The organism is Jatrophihabitans sp. (assembly GCF_051960575.1).
Taxonomy (GTDB): domain Bacteria; phylum Actinomycetota; class Actinomycetes; order Mycobacteriales; family Jatrophihabitantaceae; genus JBQCEE01.
In genome coordinates, this window is sequence record NZ_JBQCEE010000388.1 from 1 (window position 1) to 18,195 (window position 18,195).

At 71.0% G+C, this 18,195-nt stretch carries 12 protein-coding genes and 1 tRNA gene; 6 read left to right on the top strand and 7 right to left on the bottom strand.

Translation table 11 applies throughout. The features are described 5' to 3' along the window. The 4 genes from ACTHMS_RS21630 to ACTHMS_RS21645 all read right to left on the bottom strand — a co-directional run. Positions 1–1,313: hypothetical protein (locus ACTHMS_RS21630; RefSeq protein ID WP_440308726.1), on the bottom strand; the 1,313-nt coding region annotated here is incomplete at its 3' end. Continuing rightward, on the bottom strand, positions 1,310–1,690 hold the full coding sequence (locus tag ACTHMS_RS21635) for a hypothetical protein (protein ID WP_440308727.1): 381 nt from the start codon (positions 1,688–1,690) through the stop codon (positions 1,310–1,312). The genes ACTHMS_RS21635 and ACTHMS_RS21630, both read right to left, overlap by 4 nt. Before the next feature lie 80 nt (positions 1,691–1,770). Further along, positions 1,771–2,805, bottom strand: a complete 1,035-nt coding sequence (locus ACTHMS_RS21640; protein WP_440308728.1) for a 2-oxoacid:ferredoxin oxidoreductase subunit beta — start codon at positions 2,803–2,805, stop codon at positions 1,771–1,773. Then, positions 2,802–4,691: a 2-oxoacid:acceptor oxidoreductase subunit alpha gene (locus ACTHMS_RS21645; RefSeq protein WP_440308729.1), complete on the bottom strand. Its 1,890-nt coding sequence runs from the start codon at positions 4,689–4,691 to the stop codon at positions 2,802–2,804. The genes ACTHMS_RS21640 and ACTHMS_RS21645 overlap by 4 nt, the downstream gene beginning before the upstream one ends. A gap of 223 nt (positions 4,692–4,914) precedes the next feature. Here ACTHMS_RS21645 and ACTHMS_RS21650 point away from each other — a divergent pair, with 223 nt between their 5' ends. From ACTHMS_RS21650 to ACTHMS_RS21660, 3 genes are all read left to right on the top strand, one after another. Then, complete coding sequence (locus ACTHMS_RS21650) at positions 4,915–5,322, top strand: hypothetical protein (RefSeq protein ID WP_440308730.1); 408 nt, start codon at positions 4,915–4,917, stop codon at positions 5,320–5,322. A gap of 63 nt (positions 5,323–5,385) precedes the next feature. Further along, positions 5,386–5,904 carry a cysteine dioxygenase gene (locus ACTHMS_RS21655; protein WP_440308731.1) on the top strand — a complete coding sequence of 173 codons (519 nt, stop codon included), beginning with the start codon at positions 5,386–5,388 and terminating at the stop codon, positions 5,902–5,904. Further along, entirely contained in the window at positions 5,901–6,386 is a 486-nt protein-coding gene (locus ACTHMS_RS21660; protein ID WP_440308732.1) for a rhodanese-like domain-containing protein, read from the top strand. Before ACTHMS_RS21655 ends, ACTHMS_RS21660 begins: the two co-directional genes overlap by 4 nt. Before the next feature lie 21 nt (positions 6,387–6,407). Here ACTHMS_RS21660 and ACTHMS_RS21665 read toward each other — a convergent pair whose 3' ends face one another. Beyond that, on the bottom strand, positions 6,408–6,896 hold the full coding sequence (locus ACTHMS_RS21665; RefSeq protein WP_440308733.1) for a beta-class carbonic anhydrase: 489 nt from the start codon (positions 6,894–6,896) through the stop codon (positions 6,408–6,410). Positions 6,897–6,974: 78 nt separating this feature from the next. On the opposite strand from ACTHMS_RS21665, the gene htpX reads away from it, so the two are divergent. Beyond that, on the top strand, positions 6,975–7,835 hold the full coding sequence (gene htpX, locus ACTHMS_RS21670; RefSeq protein ID WP_440308734.1) for a zinc metalloprotease HtpX: 861 nt from the start codon (positions 6,975–6,977) through the stop codon (positions 7,833–7,835). Positions 7,836–7,931: 96 nt separating this feature from the next. Here the strand turns inward: htpX and ACTHMS_RS21675 are convergent, their stop codons facing one another. Beyond that, a complete protein-coding gene (locus tag ACTHMS_RS21675; RefSeq protein ID WP_440308735.1) occupies positions 7,932–8,336 on the bottom strand; it encodes a hypothetical protein in 405 nt (134 codons plus the stop codon). Between the two features lie 5 nt (positions 8,337–8,341). Continuing rightward, positions 8,342–8,833: a YajQ family cyclic di-GMP-binding protein gene (locus ACTHMS_RS21680; RefSeq protein ID WP_440308736.1), complete on the bottom strand. Its 492-nt coding sequence runs from the start codon at positions 8,831–8,833 to the stop codon at positions 8,342–8,344. Between the two features lie 44 nt (positions 8,834–8,877). Between ACTHMS_RS21680 and ACTHMS_RS21685 the strand changes: the two genes are divergently transcribed. Continuing rightward, positions 8,878–8,959 (top strand) — tRNA-Tyr (locus ACTHMS_RS21685). Positions 8,960–9,204: 245 nt separating this feature from the next. Continuing rightward, on the top strand, positions 9,205–18,195 hold an 8,991-nt coding region (locus ACTHMS_RS21690), incomplete at its 3' end, for a hypothetical protein (protein ID WP_440308737.1).

Sequence of the window (18,195 nt, forward strand, 5' to 3'; positions counted from 1 at the left end):
CGCAGCGCGCCGGAGAGGAGGTCCTGCACGGCGCGCCGCTGGGCCGCGGTGAGCCCCCGGCCGAACGGGCCCGCGCCACCGAGCAGGCCGCTCAGCGCGTCCTGCGCGCAGATGCGCCTGGTCTGCCCCTGCGCCGTGATCACGCTGCAGGCGCCGTCGAGCCGGGCCGAGAGCTCGCCGCCGTTCGGGATGACGACGTCGATGGACTTCAGGCCGACCCGCACGCCGCCGGCGTACGGGGTGTCGGTGAACTGCAGGTCCTTGATCGTCACGTGCGGGGCCCGGTAGTGCAGCCGGTCGACGATGAGCCGGCCGTAGTCGTGCAGCACGGCGAGTTCGTCCGGCGAGAGCAGGCCGATCGCGCCGCTGACGTTGCCGGCGAGCGCGGCGTCGACGAACCCGCGCACGGCGGCGTCCGGGCTCGGGGCCCCGTCGGCGGGGATGCGGTCGGCGGCGGTCGGCGTGGTCAGGTGCGCCTGGGTCACCGCGTTGTCGGCGATCGTGTACAGCAGGCTCGGGTACCAGTGGCCGCCGACCCGCTGCGTCGCGATGCGCACGGGATGACCCGTGTGCGCGACGACCTGGGCGATGTCGATGGTGCCGTGCGAGCTGCCGGACGGTGACACGGCGTGCAGGAAGTCCTGCGAGAAGGGCAGCCGAGCCGCATCGGCGTCCAACCGGATCGTGCCGCCGATCAGCTGCACGATCTGCACCGAGTCGTTGACCGTGATCGTGTCCGGGGCGAAGGTGAGGCCGGTGACCGAGGCGCTGACGCCGCTCACCCTGTTCAGGTTCGCGCCGGACGCGATCACGTCGTTCTTCTGCAGCAACTGCAGCGTGCGCTGCACCGGCGTGGCGATCGCGGTGCGCTCGCCGGGCGCCAGGTCGTCGAGCAGCCCCACGAGGTCGGAGTTGTTCAGGTCGGTGACGAGCGTGCGCACGGCGGCCTGCGGGCTGCCCGCACCGCCGCTGTCCCCGGCCGACACCGCCACGTAGGTCGCGGCGCCGCCGCCCAGGACGACCACCGCCGCGGCGGTGAGCGCGATCGCCCGGGTGCGGCCGCGCCCGCCCGACGGCGGGGTGAGCGGGACGGGTGCGGCCTGCGGTTCGCCGTACGGCATGGCCGGCGGGGCGTAGGGCTGCCACGGCTGCGAGGCGGGCGGCTGCTGCTGGCCGTACGGCGAGGCGGCCGGCTGCCACGGCTGCGGCTGCGGCTGCGGCTGCGGAGGGGCCTGCCATCCCTGCGCCGGCGGCGGCCACGCCTGCGGCTGCGGGTCGTGCGGTCGCTCCGCAGGGTCGTACGGCGTCGTCATTGCGGGGCCCTCCCAGACCGTCCGGACAGAACGCCCAGTATGAGCGATCCGACGGTGATCGTCGCCCCGACCAAGGTCACGATCGGGCCACTGTGGGCGGCGCGCACCAGCCCGGTCGCGTGCACCGACAGGGCCCAGCCGGCGACGCCGCCGGCGTAGGCCGCGACGGCCAGCGCCAGCACGCCGCCGACGCGGCGCAGCCCCAGCAGACCGAGCGCGACCGCGGCCGCGGCGAGGATGCCGACGAAGGGCCAGACGTGCAACGCCAGCGAGAGCAGGTCACCCACCTGGACGAGACGTCGCAGCGCCGCCCCGCCGGCATAGCTCGTGCGCTCGACGGTGCCCGAGCGCAGCCAGGGCAGGAAGGTGCCGATCACGACGACCGCCAGGCCGAGGCCCGCGCCGATGGCGGCGACCGTGCCGGCACGACGCCCCGGCGGGCCGTCGACCTCGTCGATTACTGGATCGTCCAGGTGTCGGCGCCGTGCAGCAGCGCCTGCAGGGCGTCGTCGTCGCTGCCCTGACCGCTCGCGTCGGCACGCGCCGTGGCGGCCTCGACCTGCTCGGCCATGAGCCGGTCGTAGATGGGCCGCTGCACGTCGCGGAACACACCCATCGGGGCGTAGCGGGCGTCGAGGTCGCTGATGCGCGAGAGCGCGAAGGCGTAGGCCGGGTTCTCGGCGTGGGCGTCGTGGACGACCACGCGCGGGTCGTCGTCGGCGACGTCGTCGGCGAGCTCCAGTGAGCCGAAGTCGCCGCGGATCAGCGCCTTGCGACCATCGGCACCGAAGCGCACCGGCTGGCCGTGCTCGAGGCGGATCGTCCAGTCGTCGCGGGTCTCGGCCTCCTTGAGCAGGTCGAACGCGCCGTCGTTGAAGATGTTGCAGTTCTGATAGATCTCGACCAGCGCGGTGCCGGGGTGGTCGGCGGCGGCGCGCAGCACCGACTGCAGGTGCTTGCGGTCGCTGTCGAGGGTGCGGGCCACGAAGGTCGCCTCGGCGCCGAGCGCGACCGAGATCGGGTTGAACGGGTGGTCGAGCGACCCCATCGGCGTCGACTTGGTGATCTTGCCGACCTCGGACGTGGGGGAGTACTGGCCCTTCGTCAGGCCGTAGATCCGGTTGTTGAACAGCAGGATCTTCAGGTTCACGTTGCGGCGCAGCGCGTGGATGAGGTGGTTGCCGCCGATGCTCAGCGCGTCGCCGTCGCCCGTGACGACCCACACCGACAGGTCCGACCGCGAGGTCGACAGGCCGGTGGCGATGGCCGGCGCGCGGCCGTGGATCGAGTGCATCCCGTAGGTGTTCATGTAGTACGGGAAGCGGCTCGAGCAGCCGATGCCGGAGACGAACACGATGTTCTCGCGCGGCACGCCGAGCTCGGGCATGAAGCCCTGCACCGCGGCCAGGATCGCGTAGTCACCGCACCCGGGGCACCAGCGCACCTCCTGGTCGGTCTTGAAGTCCTTGGCCTTGAGACCCAGATCCGTCATGACGGCACTACTTCCTGGTTGATGACGCCGCGGAGCATGTCGGCGAGCTCCTCGGCCTTGAACGGCAGGCCGCGTACCTGGGTGACGGAGATGGCGTCGACGAGGTACTTGGCCCGGACGAGGGTGGCGAGCTGGCCGAGGTTCATCTCGGGGATGACGACGCGGTCGTAGCGCCGCAGGATGTCGCCGAGGTCCTTGGGGAACGGGTTGAGGTGGCGCAGGTGCAGCTGCGCGATCGGCTGGCCGCCGGCCCGCACCCGCCGGCACGCCGCGCCGATCGGGCCGTAGGTCGAGCCCCAGCCGAGCACGAGCACCCGGGCGTCGCCGGACGGGTCGTCGACCACGAGCGGGGCGAGGGAGTCGGCGACCCGGTCGACCTTGGCCTGGCGGGTGCGCACCATGAAGTCGTGGTTGTCGGGGTCGTAGGAGATGTTGCCGGTGCGGTCGGCCTTCTCGATGCCGCCGATGCGGTGCTCGAGCCCCGGCGTGCCGGGCAGGGCCCAGGCGCGAGCGAGCGTCTCGGGGTCGCGCAGGTAGGGCAGGTACTCGCCGTGCTCGCCGTTCGGCGCGGTGGTGAACGCCGGCTGCAGGTCGGGCAGGTCGGCGAGCACCGGCACCTGCCACGGCTCGGAGCCGTTGGCCAGGTAGCCGTCGCTGAGCAGGAACACCGGCGTGCGGTAGGTCAGCGCGATCCGCGCGGCCTCGACGGCGGCGTAGAAGCAGTCGCCGGGTGACTGGGCGGCCACGATCGGGACGGGCGCCTCACCGTTGCGTCCGAACATCGCCTGCAGCAGGTCGCTCTGCTCGGTCTTGGTGGGCAGGCCGGTCGACGGACCGCCGCGCTGCACGTCCACGATCACCAGCGGCAGCTCGAGGCTCACCGCGAGACCGATCGTCTCGCCCTTGAGTGCGATGCCGGGGCCGCTGGACGTCGTGACGCCCAGCGCGCCGCCGAAGCTGGCGCCGAGCGCGGCGCCGATGCCGGCGATCTCGTCCTCGGCCTGGAAGGTGCGCACGCCGAACCGCTTGTGCTTGCTGAGCTCGTGCAGGATGTCCGACGCCGGCGTGATCGGGTACGCGCCGAGGAACAGCGGCAGCTTCGCCTTCCGTGACGCCGCGATCAGGCCGTAGGCGAGGGCCAGGTTGCCCGACATGTTGCGGTAGGTGCCCGGCGCCAGCCGGGCCGGCTTCACCTCGTAGGCGACCGCGAACGCCTCGGTCGTCTCGCCGTAGTTCCAGCCCGCCTTGAACGCGGTGATGTTCGCCTCGGCGATCTCCGGCTTCTTCGCGAACTTCGACCGGATGAAGTTGATCGTGCCCTCGGTCGGGCGCGAGTACATCCACGACAGCAGGCCGAGCGCAAACATGTTCTTCGACCGGCCCGCGTCCTTGCGCGAGAGCTCCGAACCCTCCAGCGCGTCGAGGGTCAGCTGGGTCAGGTCGACCGCGTGCAGCGTGTAGCCCTCGAGTGTGCCGTCCTCGAGCGGGTTGCTCGTCCAGCCCACCCGGGCGAGCGCGCGCGAGGTGAAGTCGTGGGTGTCGACGATGATCGTCGCGCCCTGGCGCATGTCGGCGAGGTTCGCCTTCAAGGCGGCCGGGTTCATCGCGACCAGCACGTCCGGCCGGTCGCCCGGGGTCAGGATGTCGTGGTCGGCGAAGTGCAGCTGGAAGCTCGAGACACCAGCCAGCGTGCCCTGCGGCGCCCGGATCTCGGCCGGGAAGTTCGGCAGCGTCGACAGGTCGTTGCCGAACGATGCCGTCTCCTGCGTGAACCGGTCACCGGTCAACTGCATGCCGTCACCGGAGTCACCGGCGATGCGGATGACGACGCGGTCGACCTGCTGGACGGTCTTCTGCGTGCCGTTCTCGGTGCTGTTGGCAGCCATCCGGCTCGTGCCTCCTCGGGCGTCCCAAGCGGCGGCTCGCAACGCAGGGCGGGCGGTCGTCGCAACCGTCCCATCCTACGTTTCGGGCAGGTTGCGGGCGGGTGGGATCGCTCACGCGGGTCTCACGATCCGGGCCCGCTGTGAGAGCCCTCCCGGCCCTGGGTATCCCTTCGACCTGAGCACGCGTCCCTGACCAGCCGAGACCGTCCGGATGTGATTCGACATGACCGACCTGGTGCTGCCGGCCTTCGAGATGGACTGCCGCGAGTGGATCGTCGTCAGCCCCGACGAGGCCGGGCTTCCCGAGGACTTCGACGGCGCCCCCGTGCTGGCGGCCCTCAGCTCGGTCGTGATCGGCGACAGCGACCTCGCCGAGGCGTCCGGGGTGCTGACCGTCGGCCTGCTCGACGAGGCCGCGCGCGAACTGCCCACCCGCGAGGTGGCGCCGGGATCGGTGGCGCAGGAACTCCTCGACGACGAGTTCGGTCCCGAGTCGGTGCGGTACGTGATGCCCGCCCCGGGGCAGCGACTGGCCGTCCTCGCCGAGTTCGTGCCCACCCCCGAGCCGGAACTGCGCCGGCGCATCGAGGACCTCATGGTCTCGTTCCGGTGGCAGACCGCCGCCGTCTGACGCTCACTGAGTTTGTCTAGCGAGGAACTCGACAAAGCGGGGCACGCTCGCTAACGTCGGGGTGTGCCCAGTGCTGCGCCGTCCGCCCTGTACTTCGCGCCCTCCCGGTTGCGCGAGTGGAGCCGCTTCTTCGCCGACGAGGTCGCGGCCGGCAAGTGCCCCTGGGTCGATTACGACGCCGACGACCGCTGGCACCAGCGCATCTATCGCGACCAGCGCATGGACGTCTGGTTGATCAGCTGGCTGCCGACGCAGGGCACCCAGTTGCACGACCACGGCGGCTCGGCCGGCTCGTTCACCGTCCTCAGCGGCGAGCTCACCGAGACGGTGGTGACCGGCGCGGCCGCGCCGGGCGGCGCGCGGGCGCGCGACCTGGTGCGTGGTGCCGGCTCGACGGTGGGATTCGGCGCCCGCTATGTCCACGACGTCCGCAATCTGGGTACTGCTCCGGCTGTGAGCGTGCACGTGTACTCGGCGCCGTTGTCGTCGATGACCTACTACGACCTGGCCGACGGCCGGCTGCAGCCGCTGATGACGGTCGAGACCGACGACCCGGAGCTCGAGCTCGAGATCGCCTCGTGAACGAGCCGGTCGCCGGGCGGTTCGCGTCCGTCGACGAGCTGCTCGCCGACGCCCGCAGCCGACTGCGGCGCATCGAGGTCGACGAGGTGCCCGCCGCCGTGCGCAGCGGTGCGCGGCTGGTCGACATCCGTCCGCACTGGCAGCGCGTGCGCGAGGGCGAGATCGCCGGCGCGCTGGTGGTCGAACGGAACCACCTCGAGTGGCGGTTGCACCCCGAGTCGGGCGCCCGTCTCGTCCAGGCCGCGTCCGGGCAGCGTTGGATCGTCGTCTGCTCCGAGGGCTACACCTCGTCGCTCGCCGCCGACGCGCTGAACGCGATCGGGGTGCCCGCCACCGACCTGGTCGGCGGCGCGCAGGCGTGGGCGGCCCTCGGGCTTCCGCTGGTGCCCGGTGGCACCCCGGTGCACGGCATCAGCGGCGAGATGCCGCCCGCCACCGACCCGGCCGAGGTCGCGCCGCCCGTGGTCGCCGACGCGCACTGACGCCGCGCCGGCGACGCGCGGTCAGTCGACCGCTTCGACCCGCGCGCTCGCGACGTCGAACACGAACCCGCGCACCTTGTCGCGGTTCGGCACCCACGGGCAGCCGCGCACGATCTCGACGCTGCGGCGCACGTCGTCGCGCACGTCGTCGAAGCCGCGGACGTCCCAGGTCGGCGCCCGCCCCGTCTCGCTCTCCAGCTGGGCGCGGAACGCGGTGTCGTCGAAGCCCTCCATACCGCAGTCGGTGTGGTGGATCAGCACGACCTCCTCGGTGCCCAGGGCGCGCTGGCTGATGGCCAGCGAGCGCAGCACGTCGTCGGTCGGGATGCCGCCCGCGTTGCGGATCAGGTGAGCCTCGCCGATGTTCAGCCCGAGCGCCCCGAACAGGTCGAGTCGCGAGTCCATGCAGGTGATGATCGTCAGCTTGAGGCTCGGGTTCTTCGGGCGCGGTCCGGGGAAGCCGGCGAGGTAGCGCTCGTTGGCCTTCAGCAGGTCGTCGACAGCAGCCATGCGCCCGAACTTAACGGACGCACCGGACGCACCTGCGCGGCGGGGAACGCCGGTGTGAGGTCCGAGCGTTGAACGGACATGTACGGCCTCCGCAACAACCTCAAGACCGCGGTGCTGTTCGGCGTGCTCGGCGCTGTCTTCGTCGTGGCCGGCGGCCTGGTGTTCGGCCGCTCCGGCCTCGTGCTCGGCTTCGTCGTCGCCGCCGGCATCAACGCGTTCAGCTATTTCAACTCCGACAAGCTCGCGCTGCGCTCGATGGGCGCGCGGCCCGTGAGCGAGGTCGAGCAGCCCGCGATGTACCGCATCGTCCGCGAGCTGGCGACCACCGCCGGCCAGCCGATGCCGCGCCTCTACGTCTCGCCCACCATGCAGCCCAACGCGTTCGCGACCGGCCGCAACCCGCGGCACGCGGCCGTCTGCGCCACCGAGGGCATCCTGCGCATCCTCGACGAGCGCGAGCTGCGCGCCGTGCTCGGGCACGAGCTGAGCCACGTCTACAACCGCGACATCCTCATCTCGTCGGTGGCGGGCACCCTCGCGTCCGGCATCACGATGCTGGCCAACTTCGCGATCTTCTTCGGCGGCGGCAACGACCGCGACCGCAACCCGTTCGCCGCGTTGCTCATGGTCTTCCTCGGCCCGATCGCCGCGACCCTGATCCAGCTGTCGATCAGCCGCTCGCGCGAGTACCAGGCCGACGAGTCGGGCGCGCTGCTGTCGAACGATCCGCTGGCGCTCGCGTCGGCGCTGCACAAGCTCGAGCAGACGACCGCGCAGCTGCCGCTGCCCGCCACGCCGCGGCTGCAGACCGCGAGCCACCTGATGATCGCCAACCCGTTCGGCGGCGCCCGCAACCTCTTCTCGACCCACCCGCCGATGGACGAGCGCATCGAGCGCCTGCGCCGCATGGCCGCGTCCGACCCCCGCTTCCAGCACTGACCCGGCCCCGGCGCCGCCCGCCCGTCCGGATCTTGATGCCGTGGTCGGGTCCTGGCCCGGTGTGGCCATCCGCGTCCGGCGGGGGTGCAGGGGGCGTCAGGGGCGGCGGGCGAGCAGGGCGGCGTAGGCGACGTCGTAGCCGGCGCAGAGCGGGGCGTACCAGTCGGGCAGACGCGAGTCGCCGGTGCGGGTGTGGCCGTAGTCGAAGACGGGGTGCAACGCCCAGCCTGCGGCGACGGCGAACCGCGCCAGGCGCGATGACGACCGTGCCGCGCCGACGCCGAGGACGGACGCCCCGGCCAGCACGAGCAGCTCGCGGACGAGCGCGGCGTCCGGACGGGATTCGCGTCGCGCCGCCGGATAGATCGCCGCGGCGACGACGAGTCCTGCGCCGCCGGCGACGACGGACCGCCCCGGCAGCACCCGCCGCCCCACCGCGTCGACGAGCACGGCGCTCGCCGCCCCGGCGACCAGCGCCACGGCGTCCGCCAGTCGCGTCACCGCGGTCAGCGGTAGTTGACGAACTGCAGGGGCACCTCGAGGTCGGCGTCCTTGAGCAGGGCGATCACGGCCTGCAGGTCGTCGCGCTTCTTGCCCGAGACGCGCAGCTGGTCGCCCTGGATCTGCGCCTGGACGCCCTTGGGGCCCTCGTCGCGGATGAGCTTGGCGATCTTCTTGGCCTGCTCCGACTCGATGCCCTGGCGCAGGGTGATCGGCAGGACGTACTGCTTGCCGCTCTGCCGAGGCTCGGCGGCGTCGACCGCCTTCATCGAGATCGAGCGCTTGACCAGCTTCTCCTTGAAGACGTCGAGGGCAGCCTTGACCCGCTCCTCGGTGTCCGCCTTGAGCGTGACGCCGAGCTCGCCCGACCACTCGATCGAGGCGTTCGTGCCGCGGAAGTCGAAGCGCTGGGCCAGCTCCTTCGCGGCCTGGTTCAGGGCGTTGTCCGCCTCCTGCCGGTCGATCTTGCTCACGACGTCGAAGGACGCGTCGGCCATCAGAAACCCCTCCGGTAAGCTCTCCGTCGCACCAGTTGTAGCAAGGCGGGTTGCCCGAGTGGTCAAAGGGAGCGGTCTGTAAAACCGCCGGCTCAGCCTACGTTGGTTCGAACCCAACACCCGCCACAGCGCGCGGCCCCCGGCTCCGGCCGGGGGCCGTCGACGTTCGCGCAACGCCACGGGCGGCGCGACGGAGCCCTGCGGCATTCGTCCGGTTCGCCCAGGATCGTCTTAGAGTCTTAAGTCCCGATCGTCGTCGGGGCCCCCCTCGACCGGATCGCTCCCATTGTCGCGGCGATGCCAGGTCGGTACGGTCCACGCGCCGCTGAGCCTTTCCTGAGCCCGGCGGGAATTTCAAAGGGGCCCCCGCCATGCGTCGATCGCGCCGTTCGCGTCGTGCTGTCTCCCTGCTCGCCATCGCCGGATTGGTGCTCGGCACCGCGACCGTCGTCTCGGCCCCGGCATCGGTGGCAGCGCCGCCCCCCGGCCTCGACCAGGACGTCAGTGACATCTGGAGCGGCCTCGAGTCGCTGCAGTCGTTCTCGCAGGGACTCGCCACCGACGGCGCCCTCGGTACCGCGCTCACCGACGTGGCCCTGATCCCCGGCGGCAGCGACGGCATCGGCTTCGTCGACCTGCTGCAGAAGACGCTCACCGACCGCCTGGACGCCACGGACACGACCTTCGCCAAGCTCGCCGCCGCGCTGAACGGCAACTCGGTGAATCTCGGCAGCGGCCGCACCGCGAAGGTGCAGGTCGTGCCCGGCTCGGCGACCGGACGCGAGTCGCTCGCCGTCACCCTCGACGTCACCAAGCGGGTGTCGGCCGCACCGCTGACCATCGGCACGACCAGCCCCAAGTTCGACTTCGCCGCGCCGGTGCAGGTCGACCTCGCCCTGCACGGCACCTTCACCGTCGTCTACGACACCGCGGCCCGCGCCGTCTACCTCGACACCACCAGCACCGCCGTGCCGACCTTCACCCTCGCGGCCGACGCCCACTTCCCGTGCTCGCCGGCCTCGTCGACCCCGCCGTGCACGCAGGACACCAGCGGCGTGCACGCCGGCATCGGCATCCTGGGCGTCAGCCTGAACAGCGGCTCGAGCCTCGACCTGACGACCTCGTTGACCGCGACGCTGCGCGACCCGAACGCCGACGGCAAGGTCTACCTCGGCACGATCAGCGGCAGCTCGTTCCAGCCGTTCGCCGAGCCGCTCAACGGCGGCACGACGCCCGGCGAGCTGAACGGCGGCGCGGCCGCCGTCCCCGGCCTGGTCACCCTCACCGGGCCGACCGGGGCCCTGCACGCCACGCTGAACCTCGCCGCCTCGACCGACTCGTCCATCACGCTGCCCGGTGTCAGCGCGACGGTGCAGGTCGACTGGAACGACGTCACCAGCGGCAGCCCGACGGTGAACGTCACCAGCGGTGCACTCAGCGCGATCCAGTCGTTCGAGAACCTGACTCCGGGCGATCTCGCCCAGGGGCTCGCCGGCCTGGCGACCGCGCTCGAGGCCGTGCAGATGTCGCGCACGTACAAGCCGACGAGCGGTGGGCGCGCCGGCACGACTGCGGCGATCGCCGCGGGCGCCCTGACCGCCACCTACACCGCCACCAGCGGCGGCAAGCCGCAGGTGAACGACCTGTTCCAGGTCGGCGGCTCGGGCGGCCCGGTGCGTGAGGTCTCCGCGGTCGACGGCGCCGGCCCGTACACGGTCACCTTCGGCTCGCCGCTCAACACGGCCGTCGCCGACGGCACGACGCTGACGCAGGTCGACGCCAAGGGCGACATCGACCTGCCCTTCATGAAGGGCACGCTGGCCGACGTCTTCCAGGCCAACGAGGCGATCACCGGCTTCCTGAACAAGCACGTCAAGCAGACCTACAACGCCCAGCCCAACGCCAACACCGGCACGGTGAGCGGTGCGAGCGGCACGTCGGCCACCTACACCGTCGTCGACGGCGGCGCCCCCGCGGCCGGCGAGTACTACACGATCGGCGACGAGACGCTGAAGGTCGGATCCGTCTCCGGGACGGGCCCGTACAACCTCTCGTTCACCACCCCGTTCGCCGGCGCGCACGCGGACGGCTCGGCAGCGACCCAGGTGGCGCTCGGGGCGCTCGTGCCCGACTTCAGCTCGCTGCAGTCGATGCTCGCGTCCCTGCAGACCACCCAGGACCTGCCGGGCGGCTCGCAGTTCACCGTCGGTGACGTCGGCTACGACGACACCACGCACAAGCTCGCCATCGGCCTCTCGATCAGCCGCGCGGCCGGCTCGGCGCAGGACCTCGACGCGTTCACGCCGGTCGACAGCGGCACGATCAGCAGCGTCGGCACCGATGCCGGCTCCGGCGCCCCGACCCTCAAGGACACCGGCAAGAGTTGGCAGACCAACGCCTACGCCGGCCACCGCGTGCGGTCGGGTTCGGCCACCAACGTCGTGAAGTCGAACGACGGCTCGACGCTCGTCCTGAGCGGCGCGTGGGTCGGCGGCACCCCGGGTGCCGGCGACGCCTACGACATCGGCGGCCAGGACGCCGGCACCGGCGCGATCTCGTTCGCCAACAAGCTCGACTCGCTCGGCGGCGGCAGCGGCATCCTCAACGCCAACGCGTCCGTGCCGCTGGCGACCGTGACGCCGAGCTACAGCGTCAACCTCACCGTGGTGCTCGACCTCGAGGCGCCGCAGACCGGCGACGGCTGCAAGAACAAGCTCTTCAACGGCGTCGTGAACACCCAGGCCTGCCCGTTCACCTCGAACAACACCGACGGCACGTCGACCGTCGTCACGACGCTGCCGACGCCCGCCGACCGCATCATGATCCGGACGGTCGACGGCTCGAACAATCCGCTGCACCTGCTCACCGCCGATGCCCCGATCGCCTCGAAGGTCGTCGTGAACGCCAGCGTCGGCTTCCTCGGCCTCGGTCTCACCGGCGACCTGCACGAGTGCGCCGCGTTCACGAGCGGCACCACCGACTGCGACAGCTCACAACATTTGTTGAGCGTCGACTTCCAGCCCGGCCTCGGCGACGCGCAGCACGACATCTCCCTCGCCGAGCTGTTCGCGAAGCTGGCGTCCGGCCCCGCGTCCCTCATCAAGGTGACCGTCACCGGCGCCGCGAAGGCGACGATCACCCCGAAGATCACGGGCATCCCCGGCCTGAGCGACACGGACTTCTTCGGCGCCGGCGGCGCGCCGACGCTCACCCTGTCGATGACCGACATCACCGACCCGTCGACGATCCACCTGGACGCGAACGGCGGCAGCGTCGCCGATGCGCTCGGCAAGATCAAGGCGTTCAACTTCGACACGAGCAACCCGAAGGCGCTGTTCGGCGAGATCCTGCAGACGCTCAAGACGTTGAGCAAGCTGCTCAAGAACGTCAGCAGCAGCGGCAGCCCGACCATCCAGGCGGCGCTGGACACCAAGATCCCGGTCGTCGGCCTGACGCTCGGTGACATCTTCCGCTCGTCCGAGCAGGGTCAGGGCGACCACGTCAAGTACACCTCGACCCAGGTGCAGGACAGCGACGGCCACTTCACCGACGAACTGCTGCTGCGCACCGTCGTCGCCGGAACCTCCACCGGTGTCATCACCGCCACGACGCCGACCACGCTCACGATCAAGCAGTGGCAGGGCGGCACACCGGCCGACGGGTCGCAGTACCAGGTCGAGAACGCGCTCGACTCGGCGATCGACCTGCTGACCGCGAACCCGGCCGACAGCCTGCAGTCGCTGATCTCGCTGGTGAACGAGCGGCTCGGTGCGGCCTCGATCCCGATCAGCATCTCGGTCGACCTGAGCCACGGCACGCCGACGCTCGGCCTGCAGCTGGACTGGAAGCGCGACTTCCACTTCACCACGCCCGTGTCGTTCGACTTCAACGTCGGCGGCAACGACAGCTCGATCGTCGGCACGCAGGCCTCCGGCCTCGTGCAGCTGCATGCGAACGCCGAGGCGAAGGTCAAGCTGCTGCTGCCGCTGAGTGCCGACCCGACGGACGAGTCCGGCGCGGCGACGCCGGCCGGGCTGCTCGTCGACCCGACGCAGACCTCGCTCAGCGCGGGCGTCGACGCCGGTGTCGGCGGGTTCGTCAAGGCGAACTTCGGCCCGCTGTCGCTGTCGCTCGGCGACCCGACCCAGCCCGACGGCGGGAGCCACCCGGCCGAGGCGCACGCCGCCTTCGGTGCGTCCTTCAACAGCCCGGACACCGCGCCCGAGTCGATCTCGACCTTCCTCGGCAACGTCGGCTCGAACTCCGTGCACCTCAACGGCGGCGTCACCGGCGTCAGCTGCGCCAACGACACACCGCCCACCACGCTCGGGCTGTGCGCGGCGCTGCCGGTGTACCTCAGCACCGACGGCGGTCAGCACTACAACCCGGTCAACGCGACCAACGACCCGACCAAGGACCCGGACACCCTCCGGCTGCGGCTCCCGCTGGTGACCGCGACCCCGTCGAACATCGGCGACCTCGCCGACCAGTTCAAGCTCACCGACAGCAGTGGCAACGCCCTGCCGCTGAGCGCGAGCGACTCGACCAAGCGCTTCGAGCTCCCGCCCTCGCTGGCATCCGACCTCGCGCACGCCGTGCTCGACTTCAGCCAGCTCGGTGGCGGCCTCGACGGCTACTTCAAGTTCGCCGAGCAGGCCCTGAACCTCGCCAGCTTCGGCGGCAAGGTGCCGCTCATCGGCAAGGACCTGCAGCAGGGCGCGCAGTTCCTCGAACACGTGCAGGGCGAGGTCGACGGCGTGCTCGGCGACCTCGCGTCGGTCGGCAACGAGGCCCAGCTCAGGGACTGGGTGGACAACAAGCTCAACGACGCGCTGAAGGACGTGCTGCCGGCCGGCGGCAAGATCACCGCCGACTTCGTCTGTTCGGCCCAGCTCGCGACCCCGACGAACGTCGCGGGTACCGCCGCCAAGACGGACACGCCGACCACCGGCTACCAGTACCGCGTCGCGGCCTCCGACCCGAAGGGTGACACGGCGGCGAGTGCGGCGATCACCGTCACGAGCTCTGCGCTCAGTGCGACGAACACCATCACCGTCACCTGGACGAAGGTCGACGGCGCGAGTGGCTACAGGCTCTACCGCTCGTCCGACGGCGGCACGACGTGGAAGGAGTTCGACGTCGCGACGTCGGACACGCCGTCGTTCACCGACACCGGGGCGGCCGGCACCGACGGCACGCCGCCGACGGGGCCGAACCCGGATCTCTCACCGTGCCCGATCAGCAAGACCACCGGTGTCACGCTCACCGGCGACATCGGCCAGGGCAAGATCAGCGCCGACAAGGGCTGCGAGGACGACGGCGCCAACCTGTGCATCGGGTCGGGCAACCCCGGGCTGCACACGCCGTTGAACATCGGCATCCCGGGCCTGTCGCTCGCGGCCGCGACCAACGACGACGGCACGCCCGACCCGACCCAGGAACTCGCCGTGCGGGTGGGGTGGCACATCCACCTCAAGATCGGCCTCGACCTGCACCGCGGCTTCTTCGTCGAGACGCAGGACCAGAAGAACCCCGAGATCCAGGTCGGCCTCGCCGTCCAGCTGCCGAAGTCGATCCAGGCGCAGATCTCGTTCCTCAAGGTCAACCTCTGCGACTTCGCGACCGGCCAGTCGTACCCGCCGACGGCGAGCCCGAGCTGCCCGTTCAAGCCGCTCGTGCCGAACGGCGTCACGCGCACCGCCGGCTCGCCGACGCCGCTGTTCGCCGGCGCCTTCGGCATCGACCTGCACACGCCGACGGCGTCGGTGACCGCGTTCGACGATCCGGGCTTCACCGCGAACGACGACGCGGCGAACGACATCACGCTCAAGGACCTCACCAACCTCGCGTCCCTGAAGAAGCTCGTCACCGTCGGCATCTCGGCGAAGGTGCACATCGACTGGGACTTCCAGGCCGTGCTCGACTCGTCGCTGCCCGGTGTGGGCGGCGAGTTCAAGCTCGACTGGCAGTGGGGCACGTCGCTCAACAAGCCGGCCGTCGCCACCGACAGCGGCAACGACGCGACGCCGCCCGCCGACGGTGTGGCGAAGCCGGACATCGAGTTCGACAACGTCTACATCTCCGCGGGCGGATTCCTCAGCGGCGTGCTGAAGCCGATCATCAAGGAGGTGCAGCAGTTCACCTCGCCGCTCAAGCCGGTGATCGACACGCTGTACGCGCCGATCCCGGTGCTGTCCGACCTGAGCCATCTGGCCGGCGGCGGCGACGTCACGCTCATCTCGATCGCCGAGGCGTTCAGCACGCTGGCGGGCGGACCCGACCTGACGATGGTCGACCGCATCCTGCAGGTGATCAAGCTGGTCAACGCCATCCCGACCGGTGACGACGGGCTCGGCATCTTCATCGGCTCGTTCAAGGTCAGTTCGAGCAAGGCGGTCGGTACCGCGGCGACACCCGACAACACCGATTCGCTCATCGACACCAAGACGCCGGCCCCCGCGTCCCAGAACGGGAACAAGAGCGCGGCGGACGCGATGGACGGCGCGTCCAACGGCAGCATCGGCACGGCGAAGTCGAAGGCCGGGTTCAGCTTCCCGATCCTCGACAACCCCTCGTCGGTGTTCAACCTGCTCATGGGCGGCGACGTCGACCTGATCCGCTTCGACTCGGGCAACCTGTCGCTCGGCTTCTCGTACAGCCAGCAGTTCGGCCCCGTGTACGCGCCGCCGCCGGTGGTCATCACCATCTCCGGCAGCGCGAGTGTCAGCGCCCGCATCATCGCGGGCTTCGACACCTACGGGCTGCGCAAGGCCTACGAGGCGATCAAGTCCGGCCAGGGCGCGGGTTCGGTGATCGGCTCGATCCTCGACAGCCTGTTCCTCTACACCGTCGACCCGACCAAGGACGACGGCAAGCCCGTGCCGGTGCTGACCCTGACCGGTGAGCTCGCGGCCGGCGCATCGGTGACGGTGCTCATCGTGAGCGTCGGCATCGAGGGCGGCATCAAGCTGACGATCAACTTCTACTGGAACGACCCCGACAACGACGGCAAGTTCCGGGCGAGCGAGTTCGCCAAGACGGCGATCAACAACCCGCTCTGTCTGTTCAACGTCGACGGCAAGCTCAGCGTCTTCCTGCGCCTCGGCGTGACGATCGGCTTCGGGCCGTTCAGCACCACCTTCCACATCACGCTGGTGGACATCACGCTGCTCGACTTCAGCGTGCATCCGGACTGCACGCCGCCACCGCCCGAGCTCGGTGAGGTGCAGGGGACGACGCTGTACCTGTTCTTCGGTCACCTCGGCGGCAGCGGCCAGCGGGGCGAGCCGTGGGGCAACAGCGGCGAGGACGAGACGGTGAAGGTGCACGAGCTGCACGACTTCACCGACCCGCAGCACCCGACCTTCGCCGGCTTCTCGGTCGACGGCCTCGGGCGCCACGAGGAATTCCGCGACAGCGGGCTACAGACGGTGGTGCTCGATGCCGGCGGCTACTCCGGCAAGGAGACGGTCATCATCGGCGGCGACAGCAACCAGTCGCAGCCGGCGGCCGACGGGCCACCGACGCCGCTGCCGTTCGACCGCACGGCGGTCGTCGTCGGCGGTGACGCCGCCGACAACATCAAGATCGACGGCGGCACGGTGTTCGTCGACGGCAAGGGCGGCGACGACACCGTCAACCTCACCGGCAACGGGGTGGCGAAGGTCGCCGGTGGCGCGGGCAACGACACCCTGACCGTCGGCAACGGCGACGACGTCGTCGCGGGCGACAGCGCTCTCGACACGAGCCGGCCGGTGACCCTGACCGACCACCGCCAGTCCGAGCCGAAGGGCGCCTTCCAGAACATCTCGACGGTGGCCGACTCGCTCGGCGCACCCGGTGCGGGTGAGTCGAGCAGCGACGGCAACGACTCGATCTTCGCGGGCTACGGCGCGAACACGCTGCTCGGCAACGGCGGCAACGACCAGCTCAGCGTCGCCACCGACAAGGTGCTGACGGGCAACGAGACCAGGCAGCCGGGCACCAACGCGTCCAAGGGCGACACGATCGTCGGCGGCACCGGTGACAACAACATCCACGGCGGCGCGGGTGACGACACGATCTACGCCGGCCAGCGGTGGACGTCGCTGTCGGACAAGCCGAACTACGCCGGTGAGTCCGGCGACGGCAACAACCAGGTCGACACCGGCGCCGGCAGCGACACGGTGTACGGCGGCAGCGGCGCCGACTTCGTCATCGGCCACTCGGTGAGCGGCGGCCACGACACCGTCTACGGCGGTGGTGGCAGCGACGTCATCGCCGGCGGCGACGGCTCGGACCACCTCTACGGCGGCCCCGGACCGGACTACCTGTCCGGCGGCCCGGCGAAGATCGACACGATCGACCCGGCCGACCCCACCCTCGGCGCCTGGCGCATCACGCCGACACCGGACGGGAAGCCGGTCGACCACAAGCTGCTCGTCGGTGGCGACGGCGCCGATCACATCGTGGCCGGCAACGGTGGCGACACGATCTACGGTGACCGCGAGGAGAACCAGTGCGTCACCCCGCCGGCGGTGCAGCCGAGGTGGACGCCACCGGGCGAGACCAGCACCGGCACCCCGGGCAACGACTGGGTGCAGGGCGGCGCCGGCGACGACAACATCGCCGGTGGCGCAGGTGCCGACATCCTCACCGCGGGCACCGGCACCGACGTGCTGTGCGGCGAGGCGGGGGCCGACAAGGTCTACGGCGGCCCGGGCACCGACACACTCTTCGGCGGCTCCGGTGACGACCTGCTCGTCGCCGGAACCGGCAACAGCGGGCTCTACGGCAACGACGGCGCCGACACCGTGCTCGCGGGCTCGGGCAACGACTGGCTCGAGGGCAACGGCGGTGCCGACAAGCTCGACGGCGGCACCGGGCAGAGCGTGCTCATCGGTGGCTCGTCCACCGCGGCGCAGGCGGACACCGGCGACACGATCTTCGGCGGCAGCGGCGACAACGTCCTCATCGGTGACAACGGCACGGTCGACGCCAACAGCGCGTGGCCGGGGTCGGGCAAGCCGTTCGCCGAACCGGTGGTCGTGCACTCGTACGACCTCGACTCGGAGACGCCGGCGAGCTTCGGCGGCAACGACGTCATCACCGGCGGCTCGGGCGACGTGCAGGTGTACGCGGGTGTCGGTGACGACTATGTCGTCGGCGGCACCGGCACCGACCACCTCGAGGGCGGTCCGGGATCGGACACGATGTACACCGGCCCGGCCGGCGACGACGTGCTCGGCGGCACCTCGCCGCAGGCGGTGGCGGGCGGCTCGGTCGACGGCATCCCCGACGGCAGCGCGAACGGCACCGACATCGTGCCGAGCACGCTGACGACGCTGCCGATCACCGGCAACACCATCTCCGGGTTCCTGCCG